This is a genomic window from Polaribacter sp. 20A6 (assembly GCF_011378915.1).
GTDB lineage: Bacteria > Bacteroidota > Bacteroidia > Flavobacteriales > Flavobacteriaceae > Polaribacter > Polaribacter sejongensis.
In genome coordinates this window covers 765,237-780,938 of sequence record NZ_WTPZ01000001.1, presented here as the reverse complement: position 1 = coordinate 780,938, position 15,702 = coordinate 765,237, and the positions used below count along the sequence as shown (strand labels likewise).

General features: G+C 29.7%; 14 protein-coding genes. 11 read left to right on the top strand and 3 right to left on the bottom strand.

Going from position 1 to position 15,702, the window contains the following annotated elements; genetic code table 11:
* The first annotated feature begins 48 nt into the window (after positions 1-48).
* On the top strand, positions 49-1,563 hold the full coding sequence (locus GQS57_RS03090; RefSeq protein WP_165731105.1) for a carboxypeptidase-like regulatory domain-containing protein: 1,515 nt from the start codon (positions 49-51) through the stop codon (positions 1,561-1,563).
* Between the two features lie 58 nt (positions 1,564-1,621).
* On the opposite strand, the gene GQS57_RS03085 is transcribed toward GQS57_RS03090, so the two are convergent.
* Positions 1,622-1,972 carry a 4Fe-4S dicluster domain-containing protein gene (locus tag GQS57_RS03085; protein WP_068448123.1) on the bottom strand — a complete coding sequence of 117 codons (351 nt, stop codon included), beginning with the start codon at positions 1,970-1,972 and terminating at the stop codon, positions 1,622-1,624.
* A 70-nt stretch (positions 1,973-2,042) separates the two neighbouring features.
* Between GQS57_RS03085 and GQS57_RS03080 the strand changes: the two genes are divergently transcribed.
* From GQS57_RS03080 to GQS57_RS03040, 9 genes are all read left to right on the top strand, one after another.
* Positions 2,043-3,104: an acyl-CoA reductase gene (locus GQS57_RS03080; protein ID WP_165731104.1), complete on the top strand. Its 1,062-nt coding sequence runs from the start codon at positions 2,043-2,045 to the stop codon at positions 3,102-3,104.
* An 87-nt stretch (positions 3,105-3,191) separates the two neighbouring features.
* Complete coding sequence (serC, locus tag GQS57_RS03075) at positions 3,192-4,253, top strand: 3-phosphoserine/phosphohydroxythreonine transaminase (RefSeq protein ID WP_165731102.1); 1,062 nt, start codon at positions 3,192-3,194, stop codon at positions 4,251-4,253.
* A gap of 79 nt (positions 4,254-4,332) precedes the next feature.
* Positions 4,333-5,286, top strand: a complete 954-nt coding sequence (locus tag GQS57_RS03070; protein WP_165731100.1) for a D-2-hydroxyacid dehydrogenase — start codon at positions 4,333-4,335, stop codon at positions 5,284-5,286.
* Between the two features lie 165 nt (positions 5,287-5,451).
* Complete coding sequence (locus GQS57_RS03065; RefSeq protein WP_165731098.1) at positions 5,452-6,123, top strand: YggS family pyridoxal phosphate-dependent enzyme; 672 nt, start codon at positions 5,452-5,454, stop codon at positions 6,121-6,123.
* Positions 6,124-6,146: 23 nt separating this feature from the next.
* Positions 6,147-7,226, top strand: coding sequence for an exonuclease domain-containing protein (locus tag GQS57_RS03060; RefSeq protein ID WP_165731095.1), 1,080 nt, complete (start codon positions 6,147-6,149; stop codon positions 7,224-7,226).
* Positions 7,227-9,173, top strand: coding sequence for a DUF3857 domain-containing protein (locus tag GQS57_RS03055; protein WP_165731094.1), 1,947 nt, complete (start codon positions 7,227-7,229; stop codon positions 9,171-9,173).
* Between the two features lie 143 nt (positions 9,174-9,316).
* Positions 9,317-9,847, top strand: coding sequence for an RNA polymerase sigma factor (locus GQS57_RS03050; protein ID WP_165731093.1), 531 nt, complete (start codon positions 9,317-9,319; stop codon positions 9,845-9,847).
* Positions 9,848-9,850: 3 nt separating this feature from the next.
* Positions 9,851-10,633, top strand: coding sequence for an anti-sigma factor (locus GQS57_RS03045; protein WP_165731092.1), 783 nt, complete (start codon positions 9,851-9,853; stop codon positions 10,631-10,633).
* 306 nt (positions 10,634-10,939) lie between these two features.
* A complete protein-coding gene (locus tag GQS57_RS03040) occupies positions 10,940-11,683 on the top strand; it encodes a YoaK family protein (RefSeq protein ID WP_165731091.1) in 744 nt (247 codons plus the stop codon).
* Positions 11,684-11,806: 123 nt separating this feature from the next.
* Here GQS57_RS03040 and GQS57_RS03035 read toward each other — a convergent pair whose 3' ends face one another.
* The gene (locus GQS57_RS03035; protein ID WP_165731090.1) at positions 11,807-12,166 is read right to left on the bottom strand and encodes a dihydroorotase; all 360 of its coding nucleotides are present in this window, start codon (positions 12,164-12,166) and stop codon (positions 11,807-11,809) included.
* Positions 12,167-12,499: 333 nt separating this feature from the next.
* Between GQS57_RS03035 and GQS57_RS03030 the strand changes: the two genes are divergently transcribed.
* Positions 12,500-13,306 carry an alpha/beta hydrolase gene (locus GQS57_RS03030; protein ID WP_165731089.1) on the top strand — a complete coding sequence of 269 codons (807 nt, stop codon included), beginning with the start codon at positions 12,500-12,502 and terminating at the stop codon, positions 13,304-13,306.
* A gap of 149 nt (positions 13,307-13,455) precedes the next feature.
* Here GQS57_RS03030 and GQS57_RS03025 read toward each other — a convergent pair whose 3' ends face one another.
* Positions 13,456-15,687 (bottom strand): TonB-dependent receptor plug domain-containing protein, encoded by a 2,232-nt coding sequence (locus GQS57_RS03025; protein ID WP_165731088.1) that lies wholly within the window; start codon positions 15,685-15,687, stop codon positions 13,456-13,458.
* Between the last annotated feature and the right edge of the window lie 15 nt (positions 15,688-15,702).

Sequence of the window (15,702 nt, the reverse complement as noted above, 5' to 3'; positions counted from 1 at the left end):
ATTTATAAATAAAGAATAACAATACATTTATAAAAAAATCAACATTTCATGACGAAAAAACTACTCTCTTTTTCAGTACTATTTTTGAATATTATAGTAATGAACTCTCAAACAATTTCAGGTAAAATCATCAGACTAAATTCTTCAAATCCCATTGAGAAAGCGGCTCTTTTAACTGATAAAAAATCTGGTACAACTTCAGATGAATTTGGTAATTATATTTTAAACTTAGATAACGTAAAAACAATTACTATTTCTTGCTTAGGCTACCAACCTAAAACCATTACAAAAGGGCAACTAATAAATAATCATTACGTAGTAAACTTACAAGAAGACGTAAATTTACTCGATGAATTTCAACTAAACTTAACCAAAGTTTCTTTGGATAGTTTATTGATAAAAACAGCTAAAAACATGAAAGAAAATTATCTTTCATCACCTGTAAAACAGGATGTTTATGCTATAGAAAATCAAAATTTAGATTTTAAAAAACTAGAATTCGAATTAAACACAAGCTCACTTTTAAGTAGAAAAAAAAGAAAATTAGCAGAAAAAGAATTAATGCAATTTGCTGATAATCTTCAAGAAAAAAATCCTGCTTTTGGTACAGAATTTAAAGCAACTGTTTTAAATAAAAAATTCTATTCTGAAGAACGGAAAAAAGAAGTAGATTCTTACGAAGTAACCGCTATTCAGGGGTTTAAAAAAATAGACATCGGAAACGGTGTAACCTTAGAAAACATAACAGAAAGGCTTCAAAACGTAGTTTTAAAACATTTAAATTCTAAAAACACATATAAAGTAAAATCTGGACTTTTTAAATTGGAAGACTCTTTGTCTATGTTAGAAACAACGAGGGTTGCAGACTCCATTGCAAAAGACAATACTTTTAGTGACTATGGCCAAAGTTATCCGCTTAGAAATATAAAATATAGAAGTGTGTTTTTTAATACTTCTACCGAAAAGAATTTTCTTGATCAGAAATATTACGAACATCAATTAGAAGAAAATGAAATATTAGGCTCTAAAAAGTATTATGTGGTTTCATTCAATCCTGACAAATCAAAATCTAAATATTCTGGTAAAATGTATATTGATCCTACTGACTTTTTCATCAAAAAAATAAAATATAGTTATGCTGATGGAAAACGTGGACAACATTTGAATTTAAAGTTTTTATTAGGAATTAAATTCTCTGAAAACCAACATCATGTAACCGTTTTTTATGAAAAAAATACAGACGACAAAATCTATACTTCGTACGTAAAAGAATCTAAAACCAATTACGCATACATAGATAGACCTATAAAGTTTATAGAAAATGCAAAAGATAAAAACAAGGTAAAGTTTAATGTAAAAGTAGAAATAAATGTAAGCGAAGACAGAGAAACCTTTGTAAATAATATTACAGATTTTGATGCTGATAGCTTTAAAAAGAAGACCAAAGAAGAAATTAAAGAAGCCTATAAAAAAAGAACTTCTTATATGTCCAAAGAAGATTATGCAGCTTCTAACTGGAAAGATAAAGTTTTAATAAACCAATATTTAGCGCAATATAATTAAACTAAAAAGCCCCAAATCATTAGATTTGGGGCTTTTATAATATTATAAAAATATTTTATTAGTCGTTATGCATAAAGCTTTGCTTAGCTAACAATTCTTCTTCTGTTTCTACAACGTCGTCATCTGGTACACAACAATCTACAGGACATACTGCAGCACATTGTGGCTCATCATGAAAACCTTTACACTCTGTACACTTATCTGGAACGATGTAATAAATTTCATCAGAAACTGGTTCTTGAACATCATCGGCATTAACAGATTTACCATTTGGTAAAACCGCATTTCCTTTCAAATCTGTTCCGTCTGAATATTTCCAATCATCTGCTCCTTCGTAAATTGCAGTGTTAGGACATTCTGGTTCACATGCCCCACAATTTATACATTCATCTGTTATTATAATTGCCATAATTTTCTGTTCTGTTTTTGTACCTTTGCAGTTGCAAAAATAAAGCCAAAATAATAGACAACCAAAATAAATGGATAGTATTCAAAACAGAATTATTGCTTTCGCAAAATTAGGCGCCTTTTTAGGGCAGTTTTCTATCGATAAAATAAAAAAAATCGATAATATTGAACATAATGAAATCTTTTTTGATGGCTTTTTACATCAGATAAAATTAGCACAAGAAAAGAATTCTTGGTTTACAAAAGACAATGTTTTGTTCTCATTAAACAGCTTACATAAATCACTTACAGAAAACAATTTAAACACATTTACCGAAAGCTTAGATTTAACTAAAAAATCATCAAAAAAAGTGGCTATTGTTATGGCTGGAAACATACCATTGGTAGGTTTTCATGATTTTTTATCGGTATTAATCTCTGGTCATTCAGTATTGGTAAAGCAATCTTCTAGTGATAAACACTTATTACCCTTTTTAGCGAAGTATTTAGAGTATGTAGAACCTACTTTTAAGGGTAAAATCACTTTTACTGAAGAAAAACTAACCGATTTTGATGCTGTTATCGCTACCGGAAGCGATAATACAGCGCGTTATTTTGAATATTATTTCAAAAACAAACCAAATATTATCAGAAAAAGTAGAAATTCCGTAGCAGTTATCACCGGAAAAGAAACCGAAGAAGATTTTATTAAATTATCAGATGATGTTTTTCAATATTTTGGTTTAGGTTGCAGATCTGTTTCTAAATTGTATGTGCCTAAAGGTTATAATTTTGATGCTTTTTTTACAGGAATGTATGCTAAAAAGGACATGATTGAAAATGCAAAATATGCTAATAATTATGATTATAACAAAGCGGTCTATTTAATGAGCTTGTTTGATTTGTTAGAAAACGGTTTTCTAATGATTAAAGAAGATGAAAGCTACGCCTCTCCTATTGCCACGATATTCTATGAATACTATGACAATGAAACAGATTTAAAAATAAAATTACATCAAGATAAAGATAAAATTCAGTGTATTGTTGCCAAAGACTTTATAGAAAATGAAATTGCTTTTGGACAAACGCAACATCCTGAGTTAACAGATTACGCAGATGGTGTAAATACCTTAGAATTTTTATCAAAAATATAAGTAACAAAGTGGCAAAGTTGCAGAGTTACAAAGTAAGACTTTGAAACTTTGTTACTCTGAAACTTTGTTACTCAAAAAAACAAAAAAATGAAAAAACATAATTTCAGTGCAGGTCCTTGTATTTTACCACAAGAAGTGTTGCAAAAAGCATCAGAAGCAGTCTTAAATTTTAATGATGATAATTTATCATTGATAGAAATTTCTCACAGAAGTAAACCTTTTGTAGAAGTAATTGAAAAAGCACGTTCTTTAGCTTTAGAATTGTTAGGATTAGAAAATAAAGGCTACCAAGCATTATTTTTACAAGGTGGTGCAAGTTTAGAGTTTTTAATGGTTGCTTACAACTTGTTAGATAAAAAAGCAGCGTATTTAAATACGGGTACTTGGGCAGATAAAGCAATAAAAGAAGCGAAAGCTTTTGGAGAAGTTGTAGAAATTGGTTCTTCTAAAGACAAGGGTTATAACTATATTCCTAAAGGATACACAATTCCAGAAGATGCAGATTATTTTCACTGTACAAGTAACAATACAGTTGCTGGTACGCAGATGAAAGATTTTCCGGAAACGAATATTCCTTTGATTTGTGATATGAGTTCAGATATTTTTTCTCGTCAATTAGACTTTGAAAAATTCGATCTTATTTATGCAGGTGCTCAGAAAAATATGGGTCCAGCGGGTGCTACTTTAGTTATTATTAAAGAAGAAATCTTAGGTAAGGTAGAAAGACACATTCCTTCAATGTTAAACTATCAAATTCATATTGATAAAGATAGTATGTTTAATACACCTTCTGTATTTGCAATCTATGTTTCTATGTTAACCTTACAGTGGTTAAAAGATTTAGGCGGAATTGAATTTATTGAAGAAGTAAACAATAAAAAAGCAGCACTGTTATATGATGAAATTGATAGAAATCCTTTATTTAAAGGAATTGTAGCAAAAGAAGACAGAAGTACCATGAATGCTACTTTTACTTTAACAGATGATTCTTTAAAAGAAAAATTTGATTCTATGTGCAAAGAAGCTGGAATTAGCGGAATAAATGGACACAGAAGTGTTGGTGGTTATAGAGCTAGCATGTACAATGCATTGCCTTTATATAGCGTACAGGCTTTGGTTGATGTGATGAAAAGCCTAAGCCCATCCTAACCTTCCCAAAGGGAAGTAACTCTCACTGTTGAGAAACAATTAAACAGTTAAACAATTACACGATTCAACAAAAGTAAGAATGAAAATATTAGCGAACGATGGAATTTCTAAAAGCGGAATAGATGCTTTAGAAAAAGGAGGATTTGAAGTACTAGATATAAAAGTAGCACAAAATCAGTTAGAAAGTTATATCAACGAAAACAATGTTGATGCAATTTTAGTAAGAAGTGCAACACAGGTAAGACAAGAATTAATGGAAGCTTGCCCAAGTTTAAAATTAATTGGACGTGGTGGTGTTGGCTTAGATAATATAGATGTAGAGTATGCAGAAGACAACGGTCTGCATGTAATCAACACCCCAAAAGCTTCATCTGGCTCTGTGGCAGAATTGGTTTTCGCACACCTTTTTGGGATGGCTCGTTTTTTACATTCTTCTAATAGAGAAATGCCTTTAGAAGGAGATTCTCGTTTTAAAGAATTGAAAAAAGCATATTCTGAAGGAATTGAATTAAGAGGAAAAACTATTGGTATTATTGGTTTTGGACGTATCGGTCAGGAAGTTGCAAAAATTGCAATTGGAGTTGGAATGAATGTTTTAGCTACAGATGATGAGGTAACAAGCGCACCAATTACTTTAGAGTTTTTTAACGGACAAAAAACTACTTTTATTATTGAAACGGTAGATAAAGAAGAACTTTTAAAAGAGTCGGACTTTATTACTTTACACACGCCGGATCAAGAAGATTATATAATTACGGCATCAGAATTTGAAAAAATGAAAGATGGTGTAGGCATTATAAACACTGCAAGAGGTGGAATTTTACATGAAGTAGATTTAGTACAAGCTATAGAAAGTGGTAAGGTACAATTTGCAGGTTTAGATGTTTTTGAAACAGAACCTACTCCGGCAGTGCAATTATTAATGAATCCAGAAATTTCTTTAACTCCGCATATTGGAGCTGCGACCAAAGAAGCACAAGATAGAATTGGTGTTGAATTGGCAAACCAAGTTATTGCTTTGTTAAAGAATTAAAAAAGTTTCTCAAAACAAAATTCTTGAAAAAATAATTTCATTCGAAGTGACAGTTAGTTTATAAAAACAACAACTGTCATTTCGAAATGAACTTTTTTAAGTGATTGAGAAATCTCATCCATACCTAATATTTAGAATCTTCATCTGAATTACAAAAAAGAAAACATGATTAAAGAAAATCTATTAGAAATAAAACAATCACTTCCAGAAAATGTAACCTTAGTTGCTGTTTCTAAAACCAAACCAATAGAAGACTTGCAAGAAGCGTATGCTGCTGGTCAGCGTATTTTTGGTGAGAATAAAATTCAGGAAATGGTGGATAAATATGAGGCTTTACCAAAAGACATTCAATGGCACATGATTGGTCATTTACAAAGTAATAAGGTAAAGTACATGGCACATTTTGTAAATTTGATTCATGGGGTTGATAAATTCTCTACTTTAAAGGAAATCAACAAGCAAGCAAAAAAACATGATAAAGTTATCAACTGTTTATTACAAGTTAAAATAGCCAAAGAAGACACCAAGTTTGGCTTATCTTTTGATGAAATAAATGAAATTTTAGCATCAGAAGCATTCGCTGAATTAAAGAATATAAAAATCACTGGTTTTATGGGAATGGCCACGTTTACAGACAATAAGGAACAGCTACAAGAAGAGTTTTTATCTTTAAAAACATTTTTTGATGCACACAAATTGAAAACTGTAACTGAAAACTGTAACCTAAAAACACTCTCTATGGGAATGAGTGGAGATTATATGCTTGCTATAGAAAATGGCAGTAATATGGTAAGAGTTGGCAGTTCAATATTTGGTCAAAGAAATTATAATGCTTAATTTTATCGTAAAAGAAAACGACTTTGTACGCAATTTTAGATATTGAAACCACAGGAGGAAAATTTAATGAAGAAGGCATCACAGAAATTGCTATCTATAAATTTGACGGCCACACTACAGTAGACCAATTCATTAGCTTAGTAAATCCGGAAAAAGCCATTCAAGAGTTTGTGGTAAAACTTACGGGCATTAATAATAAAATGCTTAAAAATGCACCTAAATTCTATGAAGTTGCTAAACGTATTATAGAAATTACTTCAGATTGTATTTTAGTGGCTCATAATACTACTTTCGATTATAGAATTTTAAGCACAGAATTTGATCGATTAGGCTACGATTTTAATAGAAATACCTTGTGTACGGTAGAATTGAGTCAGAAATTAATTTTAGATCAACCTTCTTACAGCTTAGGAAAACTTACCAAATCTTTAGGAATACCAATTACAGATAGACATAGAGCTTCTGGAGATGCTTTGGCAACTGTACAATTATTTAAATTGTTGTTAGAAAAAGATACGAATAAAAGTATTATACAAAGCTCTATCAAGTATTTTGATAGAAGACATCAAAAGCAAAAATTAAGAAGTTTAATAGAAGAAATTCCAACTGTACAGGGAGTTTTTTACATTCATGATAAAGAAGGTAGAGTTATATTTATTGGAAAAGGAAAGAATATAAAATCGGAAGTAAACAACCTCTTTTTAAAAGTAACCAAAAGAGCCGTTAAAATTCAGGAAAGAGCACAATCTATTTCTTTTGACAAAACAGGAAATGAACTTTTTACCCGTTTAAAATATGCTATCGAATTAGACGCTTTAACTCCTAAATTTAATTTTAAAAAGAATCCGAAATTTATTACTCAAGATTTTAATAATGAAGATTTTATTATCATTGAAAAAGGAAGAGAAGTAGAAGAAAATGCGGTAATCTTAATAGAAAACAACGAGGTTTTTGGTTGTGGTTACACAAACTTAAGTAATCAGGAAAGTAGGATAGATATTTTAAAAAAGATCTTAACACCTATTGAAAACAAGATTCAAGCAAAAAATATTATCAAAAATTACATCAATAAAAACAAAGTACAGAAAATTATTAGATTGTAAATGAAATTTTTTACCCTACTACTCCTACTCTCATCAACTTTAATTATTGCACAGAAAAGTAAAACTACTACAATGGGTAAAACCACTTTAGCAGAATTACAAATGACAATTTACGATAAAGACTCTACGGCAACCGCTGTTGTTTTGTACGAACACGCAAACAGGTATCCAGATAGAGATAATGACGAAATTCCTAGAACAGATTACTACTATCGAATTAAAATTTTAGATAAAGCATCTTTTGATTTAGCCGATATTACTATTAACTTATACGAAAAACAGAAAGTTAAAGATATTAGTGCAGTTACCTATAATATTACCGATAATGGTACTATGAACAGTACATATCTTAACGGTAAAGATATTTTTACAACTAAAGAACGAGATACATGGACGGTTAAAAATTTTACGTTACCTAATATAAAAGAAGGGTCTGTTATAGAATATACCTACAGTGTTTTATCTCCGTATTTAAGCATTAACGATTGGGAGTTTCAATCTGACATACCAAAAATTAAAAGTGAGTTTGATGCATCTATCTTAGGAAATTATCAATACAATATAAAAAAAACAGGCTATTTACAATTAGACAAAGACGAACCTTCCGTAGATAAAAAATGTGTTTATATTGATGGTATAGGTGAAGGAGGATGTGCAACCTATTCTTATGGAATGAATGATATTCCTGCTTTTAAGGAAGAAGATTATATGTTGAGTAAGAAAAATTACATCTCTAAAATTTCTTTTGATATAAAATCGATTACGAGTTACAGAGGTGTTATAGACAACTTAACGACTACTTGGAAACAAGCAGATAAAAGCTTAAAAGATCGTTTTTTTAATAATCAAACCTCAAAAAAAACTTTTTTTAGAAAAAATATTTCTGAAGCTATTTTAGAAACTGAAAATAGTTTAGAAAGAGCACAAAAAATTTACACTTTTATTCAGAATCATTACACTTGGAATGATAAATATTGGACCAATGAAGATGCAAAAGTAAAAGAAGCATTTCAGCAAAAATCTGGTGATGTTGGTGAAATAAATATTTCGTTATACAACAGCTTAAAAGCTGCGGACATAGATGCCAATTTAGTCGTTTTATCTACAAGAGAAAACGGAATTCCTACAAAAATATTCCCAGTTATTTATGACTATAATTATGTGATTGTACAAGCAGTTATAGATGGTAAACCTTATTTCTTAGACGCAACAGACAAATTTATTCCTTTTGGAGAAGTTCCATATAGAGTCTTAAATGGAGAAGCTAGAATAATCAACTTTAAAGAAGAAAGCTCTTGGGTAACTTTAAAGCCAAAATACAGATCATCTTTAAACATAAACTCTAGCCTTACGTTAGATGAAGAAGGCGTATTTATAGGATCTGTAATGATGATAAGAGATGGTCTTTTAGCAACGGAGCAAAGAAAAAAGATGTCGTTAACCAATGAAGATGGTTATTTAGAAAATTTTGAAGCTAAATATCCAAATCTAGAAGTTGATGAATATGAAAGACACAACTTAGAAAACCTAGATAAAAAATTAGAAGAAAAATTTAAGATCCGATTAGAAATGGATGAAGTCCTAGGTAACAAAATAAGAATAAACCCTTTTCTTTTTAATAGAACAAAACAAAATCCTTTTAAATTAAAAGAAAGAAATTACCCTGTAGATTTTGGGTATGCTAGACTGAATAATTTTTACTTAAGCTTAACAATTCCAGAAAATTACACGATTATAAATTTACCTAAAGACAAAGCAATATCCTTACCTAATAAAGGTGGTAGATTTATACTTAAAACAGTAAAAAAAGGAAATACGATTACTGTTTTAACAAGAATGCAAATCTCAAAAAAAATATTTTCTGTAGCAGAATATTATGCTTTAAAAGAGTTTTACAAACAAATTATTATTTCTGAGAGTGGTTATATAATTTTAGAAAAGAAATAAATACATTTTTCTAGCTATCATTAACATTCAAAATACCTATAATCTAAAACCAGTAATCGAGACAATCATATTATTATTATGATTGCGAATATAAAATGACTGCATATCAATTTTATTTAATAGATTAGCGGCAGATACATTTTATGGATTTAGAGCAATTAATTTTACAATTTCAAAAAAAGGACGTTAAAGCCTATGAAAAACTATACAATATGTATTGTGATAGTATTTCTGGTGTTGTAAATAACATTGTTAAGAATGATGATGTTGCACAAGAAATTACGCAAGATGTCTTTATAAAAGCCTGGAATAAAGCAGATTCTTATTCTGCAAAAAAAGGACGTTTTTTTACGTGGATACTAAACATAGCAAGAAATGCAGCTATCGATTATACACGTTCTAAGAAATTTAAACAGTCTAAACAAAACCATAACTCAGATTTTTTCGTAGATATATTAGAAACCAGTGATAGTTTAGATACTGCTACTGATACAATTGGCTTAAAAGAGTTTGTTACCAAATTAGGAGACAAATGTAAAGCAGTAATTGAATTATTATATTTTAAAGGGTTTACACAAAAAGAAGCCTCTGAAGAATTAGAAATGCCAATTGGCACCATAAAAACAAGAAATAGAAATTGCATAGGCGAATTACGCACCATGCTTGGAGTTTAAATAATGAATATAAAAGAATACATAACATCTGGGATTTTAGAACTGTATGTTGCAGGCTCGCTTTCTGAAAAGGAAAATGAGGAAGTGCATGCTAAAATTAAAGAATACCCAGAAGTATTGGCCGAAGTTGTATCCATAGAAAAAGCAATTGCAAAACTAACTGCTGCTGCTAAAAAAGATGCTCCATATTCATTTTCAGACATAAAAAATCAATTAATAATTGAAGAAACAAAAGTAATCTCTATTACTAAACCGAAAACAAATTGGTTACAATATAGTGGTTGGGCAGCTTCTTTATTAATAGGAAGTGTACTTATCTGGACACTTACACAAAACAAGCAACTTAAAGATCAGGTTGCTACAGAAAAACAACAATTAGAAGAACAAATAGACAAAGCTTCTAACAGCTTAGCAGAAGCAGAAAAATTAATTGATATCTTTAGAGATAAAGACATTGTTTCTGTGCCTCTAGCGGGTCAAAAAGTATCTCCAACATCTTACGCAAAGGTATATTGGGATAAAAAAACAAAAAGTATTTATTTAGATGCTAAAGGATTACCAGCACCTCCAAAAGGAAAGGTATACCAAGTTTGGTCTTTAAAACTAAGTCCTTTAACTCCAACAAGTTTAGGTACAATAGACACTTTTATGGCAGATACAAACAAAATATTTACCATAGAAAATGCCAACGAATCTGAAGCATTTGGAATTACTTTAGAGCCTGCAGGTGGTAGTGAATCTCCTAATCTAGAGCAATTGTATACTTTAGGTGCCGTAGCGTCTTAGACTTATTATAATTGTCATTTTTCTATAGTTTTCTTGATTAAAAAATAATATTGTCATACTGAATTTTATTTAGCATCTCACCTATTGAAAGTCAACAACTTTATCAATCTGAATGAAATACGGCTTGATAAAGTTTATTACTTTTAAAGATTCTTATCCGATAAATTAAAGGACATTAAAAGTATAATCATCTAAAAAAGACATCTTTACAAACTACTTTATAATTCATACTTTATTCACTTTTAATACACTCGAAAATAGGTTAATTTTACGCGTCTTAAAAAAGTTAAGAATAAACGAAAACAAATGTTTAGACATCAAGGTAAAAGCAGAACTTTAAAACATAATTTAAGAATTGCAACCATACTTTCTTTTGTAGCTGGAATTGTAAATGTTAGCGGTTTTTTGGCATTTAAACAATTAACTACAAATGTTACAGGGCATTTTGCCTTGTTTATTTATGACGTTGCTAATTTTGATTTTTGGAAAGGAACAATTTATTTCCTTTATATTTTCTCATTTCTTTTAGGTTCTTTTTTATCTAGCTTTCTGATAGAAAAATATAGTGAAAACAAAAAACTGAATGTCTTTGTATTGCCAACAGTTATTGAGTGCCTTGTTTTAATTTCTATAGGGCTTATTAGTAATTTTATGGAATTAGAATACGCAAACCTTATTATCTGTTTATTACTTTTTGCTATGGGATTACAAAACTCCTTTGTAACAAAAATTTCTAATGCAGTAGTAAGAACGACACACTTAACGGGTTTATTTACAGACTTAGGAATTGATCTTTCTTTATTATGTTTTCCTAAATTGGCACCACAGAAAGAATTACTGAAATCTAATATCAAACTCCGAGTTTATATTATTCTATTCTTTTTTGCAGGAGGATTAATAGGTGGTTTTTTCTATTCTAAATTAGATTTAAAGTTAAATACTTTAATTTTAGCTGCATTGTTTTTATTAGCAAGCTTATTCTTTGATGATTTTAGATATAAAGTTATAAAAACGAGGCGAAAATACTATCAAAAAAAGAAAGTCCAATAACACTTAAAACTATAGCGTCCCTCCTATTAAATGAATTCTTTAGAAGATACTTCTTTTATAAAATATTAAACAAAAAAAGGCTTCCTAAAATAGAAAGCCCAAACTAAAGAAAAAAAAATACTATTAATTTCTTAATAGCTCTTTTTGTAAAATTGCTTCATTAATATTTACTTTAACGTATTTATGGCTATTAAAAAATTTCTTTTTAGAAGCTAACTCAATAGTTGCTACCACATCTCCGTTATTTTTCTCTTTGATTGATTTAATTTGAACTTTTTCTCCTTTTACATTTTTGTAATTCGCAAGTCCACCTTTTTTTATAATAAAGTTCGCTCTAGGAAAATCTATATGTTCATAATTATTATTACTCACCTCTCCAACGACAAAAACACCGCCTACTTTGATGTCTGAATTAGAGTTTTGAGAATACATAATACTTGATAAAAAAACGAATAAAAAACTGAATAATAGGTTATACTTCATAAGAAAAAAAATTAATATTAGTAATAACTCAAAAATAATGAAAATCTATAAAATTACAATATCTATAAAATAAGAAATCTTTATTATTGAATAATTAAAAATTACCCTATAAAATAAACGAGTTTAGCAATATTTAAGTTTTTTTCTCTAACCGATAATATATTTTAATTCTCCATTTAATTTGAGAAGTAATTTTTAATTAAAAGATGATATTTTTTTAAAACATAACCCTCTGATAAATAGGTGATATCGTTTTTGTTTTAAAAAAAAGTTATATTAGCAATAGTATAATCTTGTATCTAAAATACTTTCAACCTAAAAAAAATCATATAAATGAGAAATATAATCTTTTGCTTATTGCTTGTAATGATTACTATTGGATGTAAAAAAAGTGTCGTTTACAATGATCCAATTCCTAAACATGATAGTTTAACGATTGCTTCTAAATTTGTGAATGAAGACCGAATCATTAATATTTGGACGCCACCAAATTACAACGAAACTTTAGATAGCTTACCTGTTTTGTATATGCCAGATGGCGGAATTAAAGAAGATTTTCCGCATGTAGCCAATACTTTATCGAGCTTAATTACAGCAAATAAAATACCTCCTCACATTTTAGTGGGAATAGAAAACACCAAACGTGGAAGAGATTTATGTGGACCTTCAAATATTGAATACGATTTAGGTTATATACCAAATGCTGGAGGCGCAAATAACTTTAGAGATTTTATTAAAAATGAATTATTTGTAACAATTGATAAAAACTATAGAACACTTCCTAAGAAGGCAATTATAGGTGAATCTTTAGCAGGATTATTTGTGGTAGAAACCTTTCTTTTAGACAACAACATGTTTGATGCTTATATAGCAATAGATCCTTCTTTATGGTTTAATGAAAACTACTTGGTGAACAATTTTGAGAACTTATCTGAGGACAATTATAACAATAAAAAGAAGCTTTGGTTTGCTAGTTCTGATGCTGTTGATATTTCTAAACATACTAAAACGTTAAATAACAAATTAGAGCAATCTGATAAGAACTTAATTTGGAAATATACTGACGAACCAAACGAACAACACAATACCATTTTTAGAGCCACCAAAGAAAAAGCATTAATCTGGGCGTTAAATAACTAATTTAAACAACGTAATTACTATTTATTGCTACAAAAAAAATGTCTATCACATTGTTGTAATAGACATTTCATCAAACTAAAAATTAACTTATTTATTTAGATTTCTGCTTTCGCGTAAATACAAGATAAATCTTTATAAATTCCTTTCAATTAAAACGTGTACGTTATGGTGGCTTTGGCAAAAAACGGTGTTCCTGGTGTAAAATGAATTTCTTCTACAGAATCTGTTTCATTTTGTAACCTGCTTTCTGTTGCAAACTGAGTTTCATTCCACTCAACATCAAAAATATTTTCTAAAGCAACACCAAAAGTAACGTCATTAGTAACTTTATAATTGATATTAAAATCACTTACTACATACCCTTCTGCAGTTATAGAATTATCTTCATTCGCTGCTCTATCCGCTAAATAACGATAACGCAATCCACCAGAAAACTTCCCTAAATCACTAAAATAAATCCCACCTGCCATTGTAAAACTAGGCGCTAACGGAATGTAATCTTCTCCGTCTTCTGCTTCTAAACTTCTTGCGTGTGTAACTGTTGCATCTGTATCAAAATAAATATGACCTGTTAACTGATAACGGATTCCTAAATCCAATCCAAAACGCTCAGACTCTCCAGATGGCTCTACAATACCAGCGTCACCAACGTACACAAACTCTTCTTCAGAGAACAAGTACCAAGCTGCCGTGTTTACCACTAAGTTCTTCGTAGGTTTCCAAATATTTCCTAAGTCTGCTCCGTAGGCTCTTGGTAGAACTTTGTCTGCATTTTCTTGTAAAACAACTCTTGCATCATTAGAATGAAAACCAATTCCTGATTTTAAAAACCATTGTAAATTATCGTTTTGCGTATATAAAAAGTTCAATTTAGGATTTACAATTGCCTTTGTTTTACTCAATGTTTCATACGTTGTACTTAAAGCATCATTGTATAAAAACTTAAAATAATCTAAACGAACAGATGGCGCTATTTTAAATTTTCCAATCTCGAATTCTGAGTTAAAAAATGCATATAAATTGCTTTGTTTTACATCACCTAATTGAATGTTATTTAACAATTCACTTCTATTTTTTGTGTGCGATAATTCGTTATCAGAAATTAAATCGTAACGTAAACCAATCCCTTTTGTAAACTTCGCTTCTACGTTTCCATACTCTTTTGTGCTGATGATTTTCGCATTCATTCCGTAAATACTTCTATCCTCAAATTGTTTAATTTGATCTCCGTTTATAGCATCCTCTAAAAAGAACGTAAAGTTAGAATACAATTCAAAATCGTATTTAGAATAAAATGTATTTGCTTCTAAAATTGAACCATTCTCTAAAGTTTTTTGCAATTGCGCATTTAAGTTAGATCTAGAAGTAGAACCACCTTCTGTATCATCAATAGAACCAAAACGATTAATCAATCCACTTTCTACAGCTCTAACGGGTACTTGACCAGAAGCATCCCAAGAACTTGTAAAGTGAGAAGCTGTTAGTGTTAACTTATCTCTTCCGTTTAAAAACGTATTGTATTTTGCAAAAAGATTCAATCTATTAAAGTTTTGTGGAGATTCGTAAGCACCATCAAACTCTATATATTCTACAGCAACATAGGCATCGTTGTTTTTAGAATTTTCTAATAAATTAAACATCCCAACGGTTCTTAAAGAGTTAAAATCTCCATAACCAACAGATATCATACTTTTATCAATGGCTGTTTTTGTATCAAAATTTACATAACCAGCAGTATTAAAATCACCTTGATTTGCGTAATAAGGTCCTTTTCCAAAATCTATTTTTTGTATGGTTTCTGGTATTACAAAATGTAAATCAGAATATCCTTGTCCGTGTGCATGAGAAACCATGTTTATTGGCATTCCATCTACAGAAAGTGCAATATCTGTTCCGTGATCAATATCAAAACCTCTTAAAAAAATTTGTTCTGCTTTTCCTCCTCCAGCATGCTGACCGATAAACAAACCAGGAACTTTTCTTAAAATTTCTTGAGAATTATTTACAGGATTTACCTGTACATCTATATTTGTTAAGGTTTGTAACGCATTTATTTCTTTACGCAATACCAATTCTTCTAATTGAAAAATTTTCGTTTCTAGGTGTATGGTAATTCCGTTTTTTAAATCTTGTTCAGTTACTTTTAACGTCTTTGTACCAAAACCTAAAATACTTATCTGTAATGTATTATTTACAGCTGTTTTTTCTAGAATAAAACTTCCAGCTTCATTTGTATGTGTATGTAAATTAGAGTTTTGATTGATAATATAAACGTTTTCTAAAGGTTCATTTAGCGGATTTAAAACAATCCCTTTTAACTGCTGACCATAAGAATGCAAACAGAGTGTTATCGCAAAAAATAGTAGTAATTTGTTCCTCATATTTTAAAATTTTCG

Coding starts and splice junctions, on each gene's coding strand:
- GQS57_RS03090 (WP_165731105.1), top strand. CDS start 49: ATGACGAAAAAACTACTCTCTTTTTCAGTACTATTTTTGAATATTATA.
- GQS57_RS03085 (WP_068448123.1), bottom strand. CDS start 1,972: ATGGCAATTATAATAACAGATGAATGTATAAATTGTGGGGCATGTGAA.
- GQS57_RS03080 (WP_165731104.1), top strand. CDS start 2,043: ATGGATAGTATTCAAAACAGAATTATTGCTTTCGCAAAATTAGGCGCC.
- serC (WP_165731102.1), top strand. CDS start 3,192: ATGAAAAAACATAATTTCAGTGCAGGTCCTTGTATTTTACCACAAGAA.
- GQS57_RS03070 (WP_165731100.1), top strand. CDS start 4,333: ATGAAAATATTAGCGAACGATGGAATTTCTAAAAGCGGAATAGATGCT.
- GQS57_RS03065 (WP_165731098.1), top strand. CDS start 5,452: ATGATTAAAGAAAATCTATTAGAAATAAAACAATCACTTCCAGAAAAT.
- GQS57_RS03055 (WP_165731094.1), top strand. CDS start 7,227: ATGAAATTTTTTACCCTACTACTCCTACTCTCATCAACTTTAATTATT.
- GQS57_RS03050 (WP_165731093.1), top strand. CDS start 9,317: ATGGATTTAGAGCAATTAATTTTACAATTTCAAAAAAAGGACGTTAAA.
- GQS57_RS03045 (WP_165731092.1), top strand. CDS start 9,851: ATGAATATAAAAGAATACATAACATCTGGGATTTTAGAACTGTATGTT.
- GQS57_RS03040 (WP_165731091.1), top strand. CDS start 10,940: ATGTTTAGACATCAAGGTAAAAGCAGAACTTTAAAACATAATTTAAGA.
- GQS57_RS03035 (WP_165731090.1), bottom strand. CDS start 12,166: ATGAAGTATAACCTATTATTCAGTTTTTTATTCGTTTTTTTATCAAGT.
- GQS57_RS03030 (WP_165731089.1), top strand. CDS start 12,500: ATGAGAAATATAATCTTTTGCTTATTGCTTGTAATGATTACTATTGGA.
- GQS57_RS03025 (WP_165731088.1), bottom strand. CDS start 15,687: ATGAGGAACAAATTACTACTATTTTTTGCGATAACACTCTGTTTGCAT.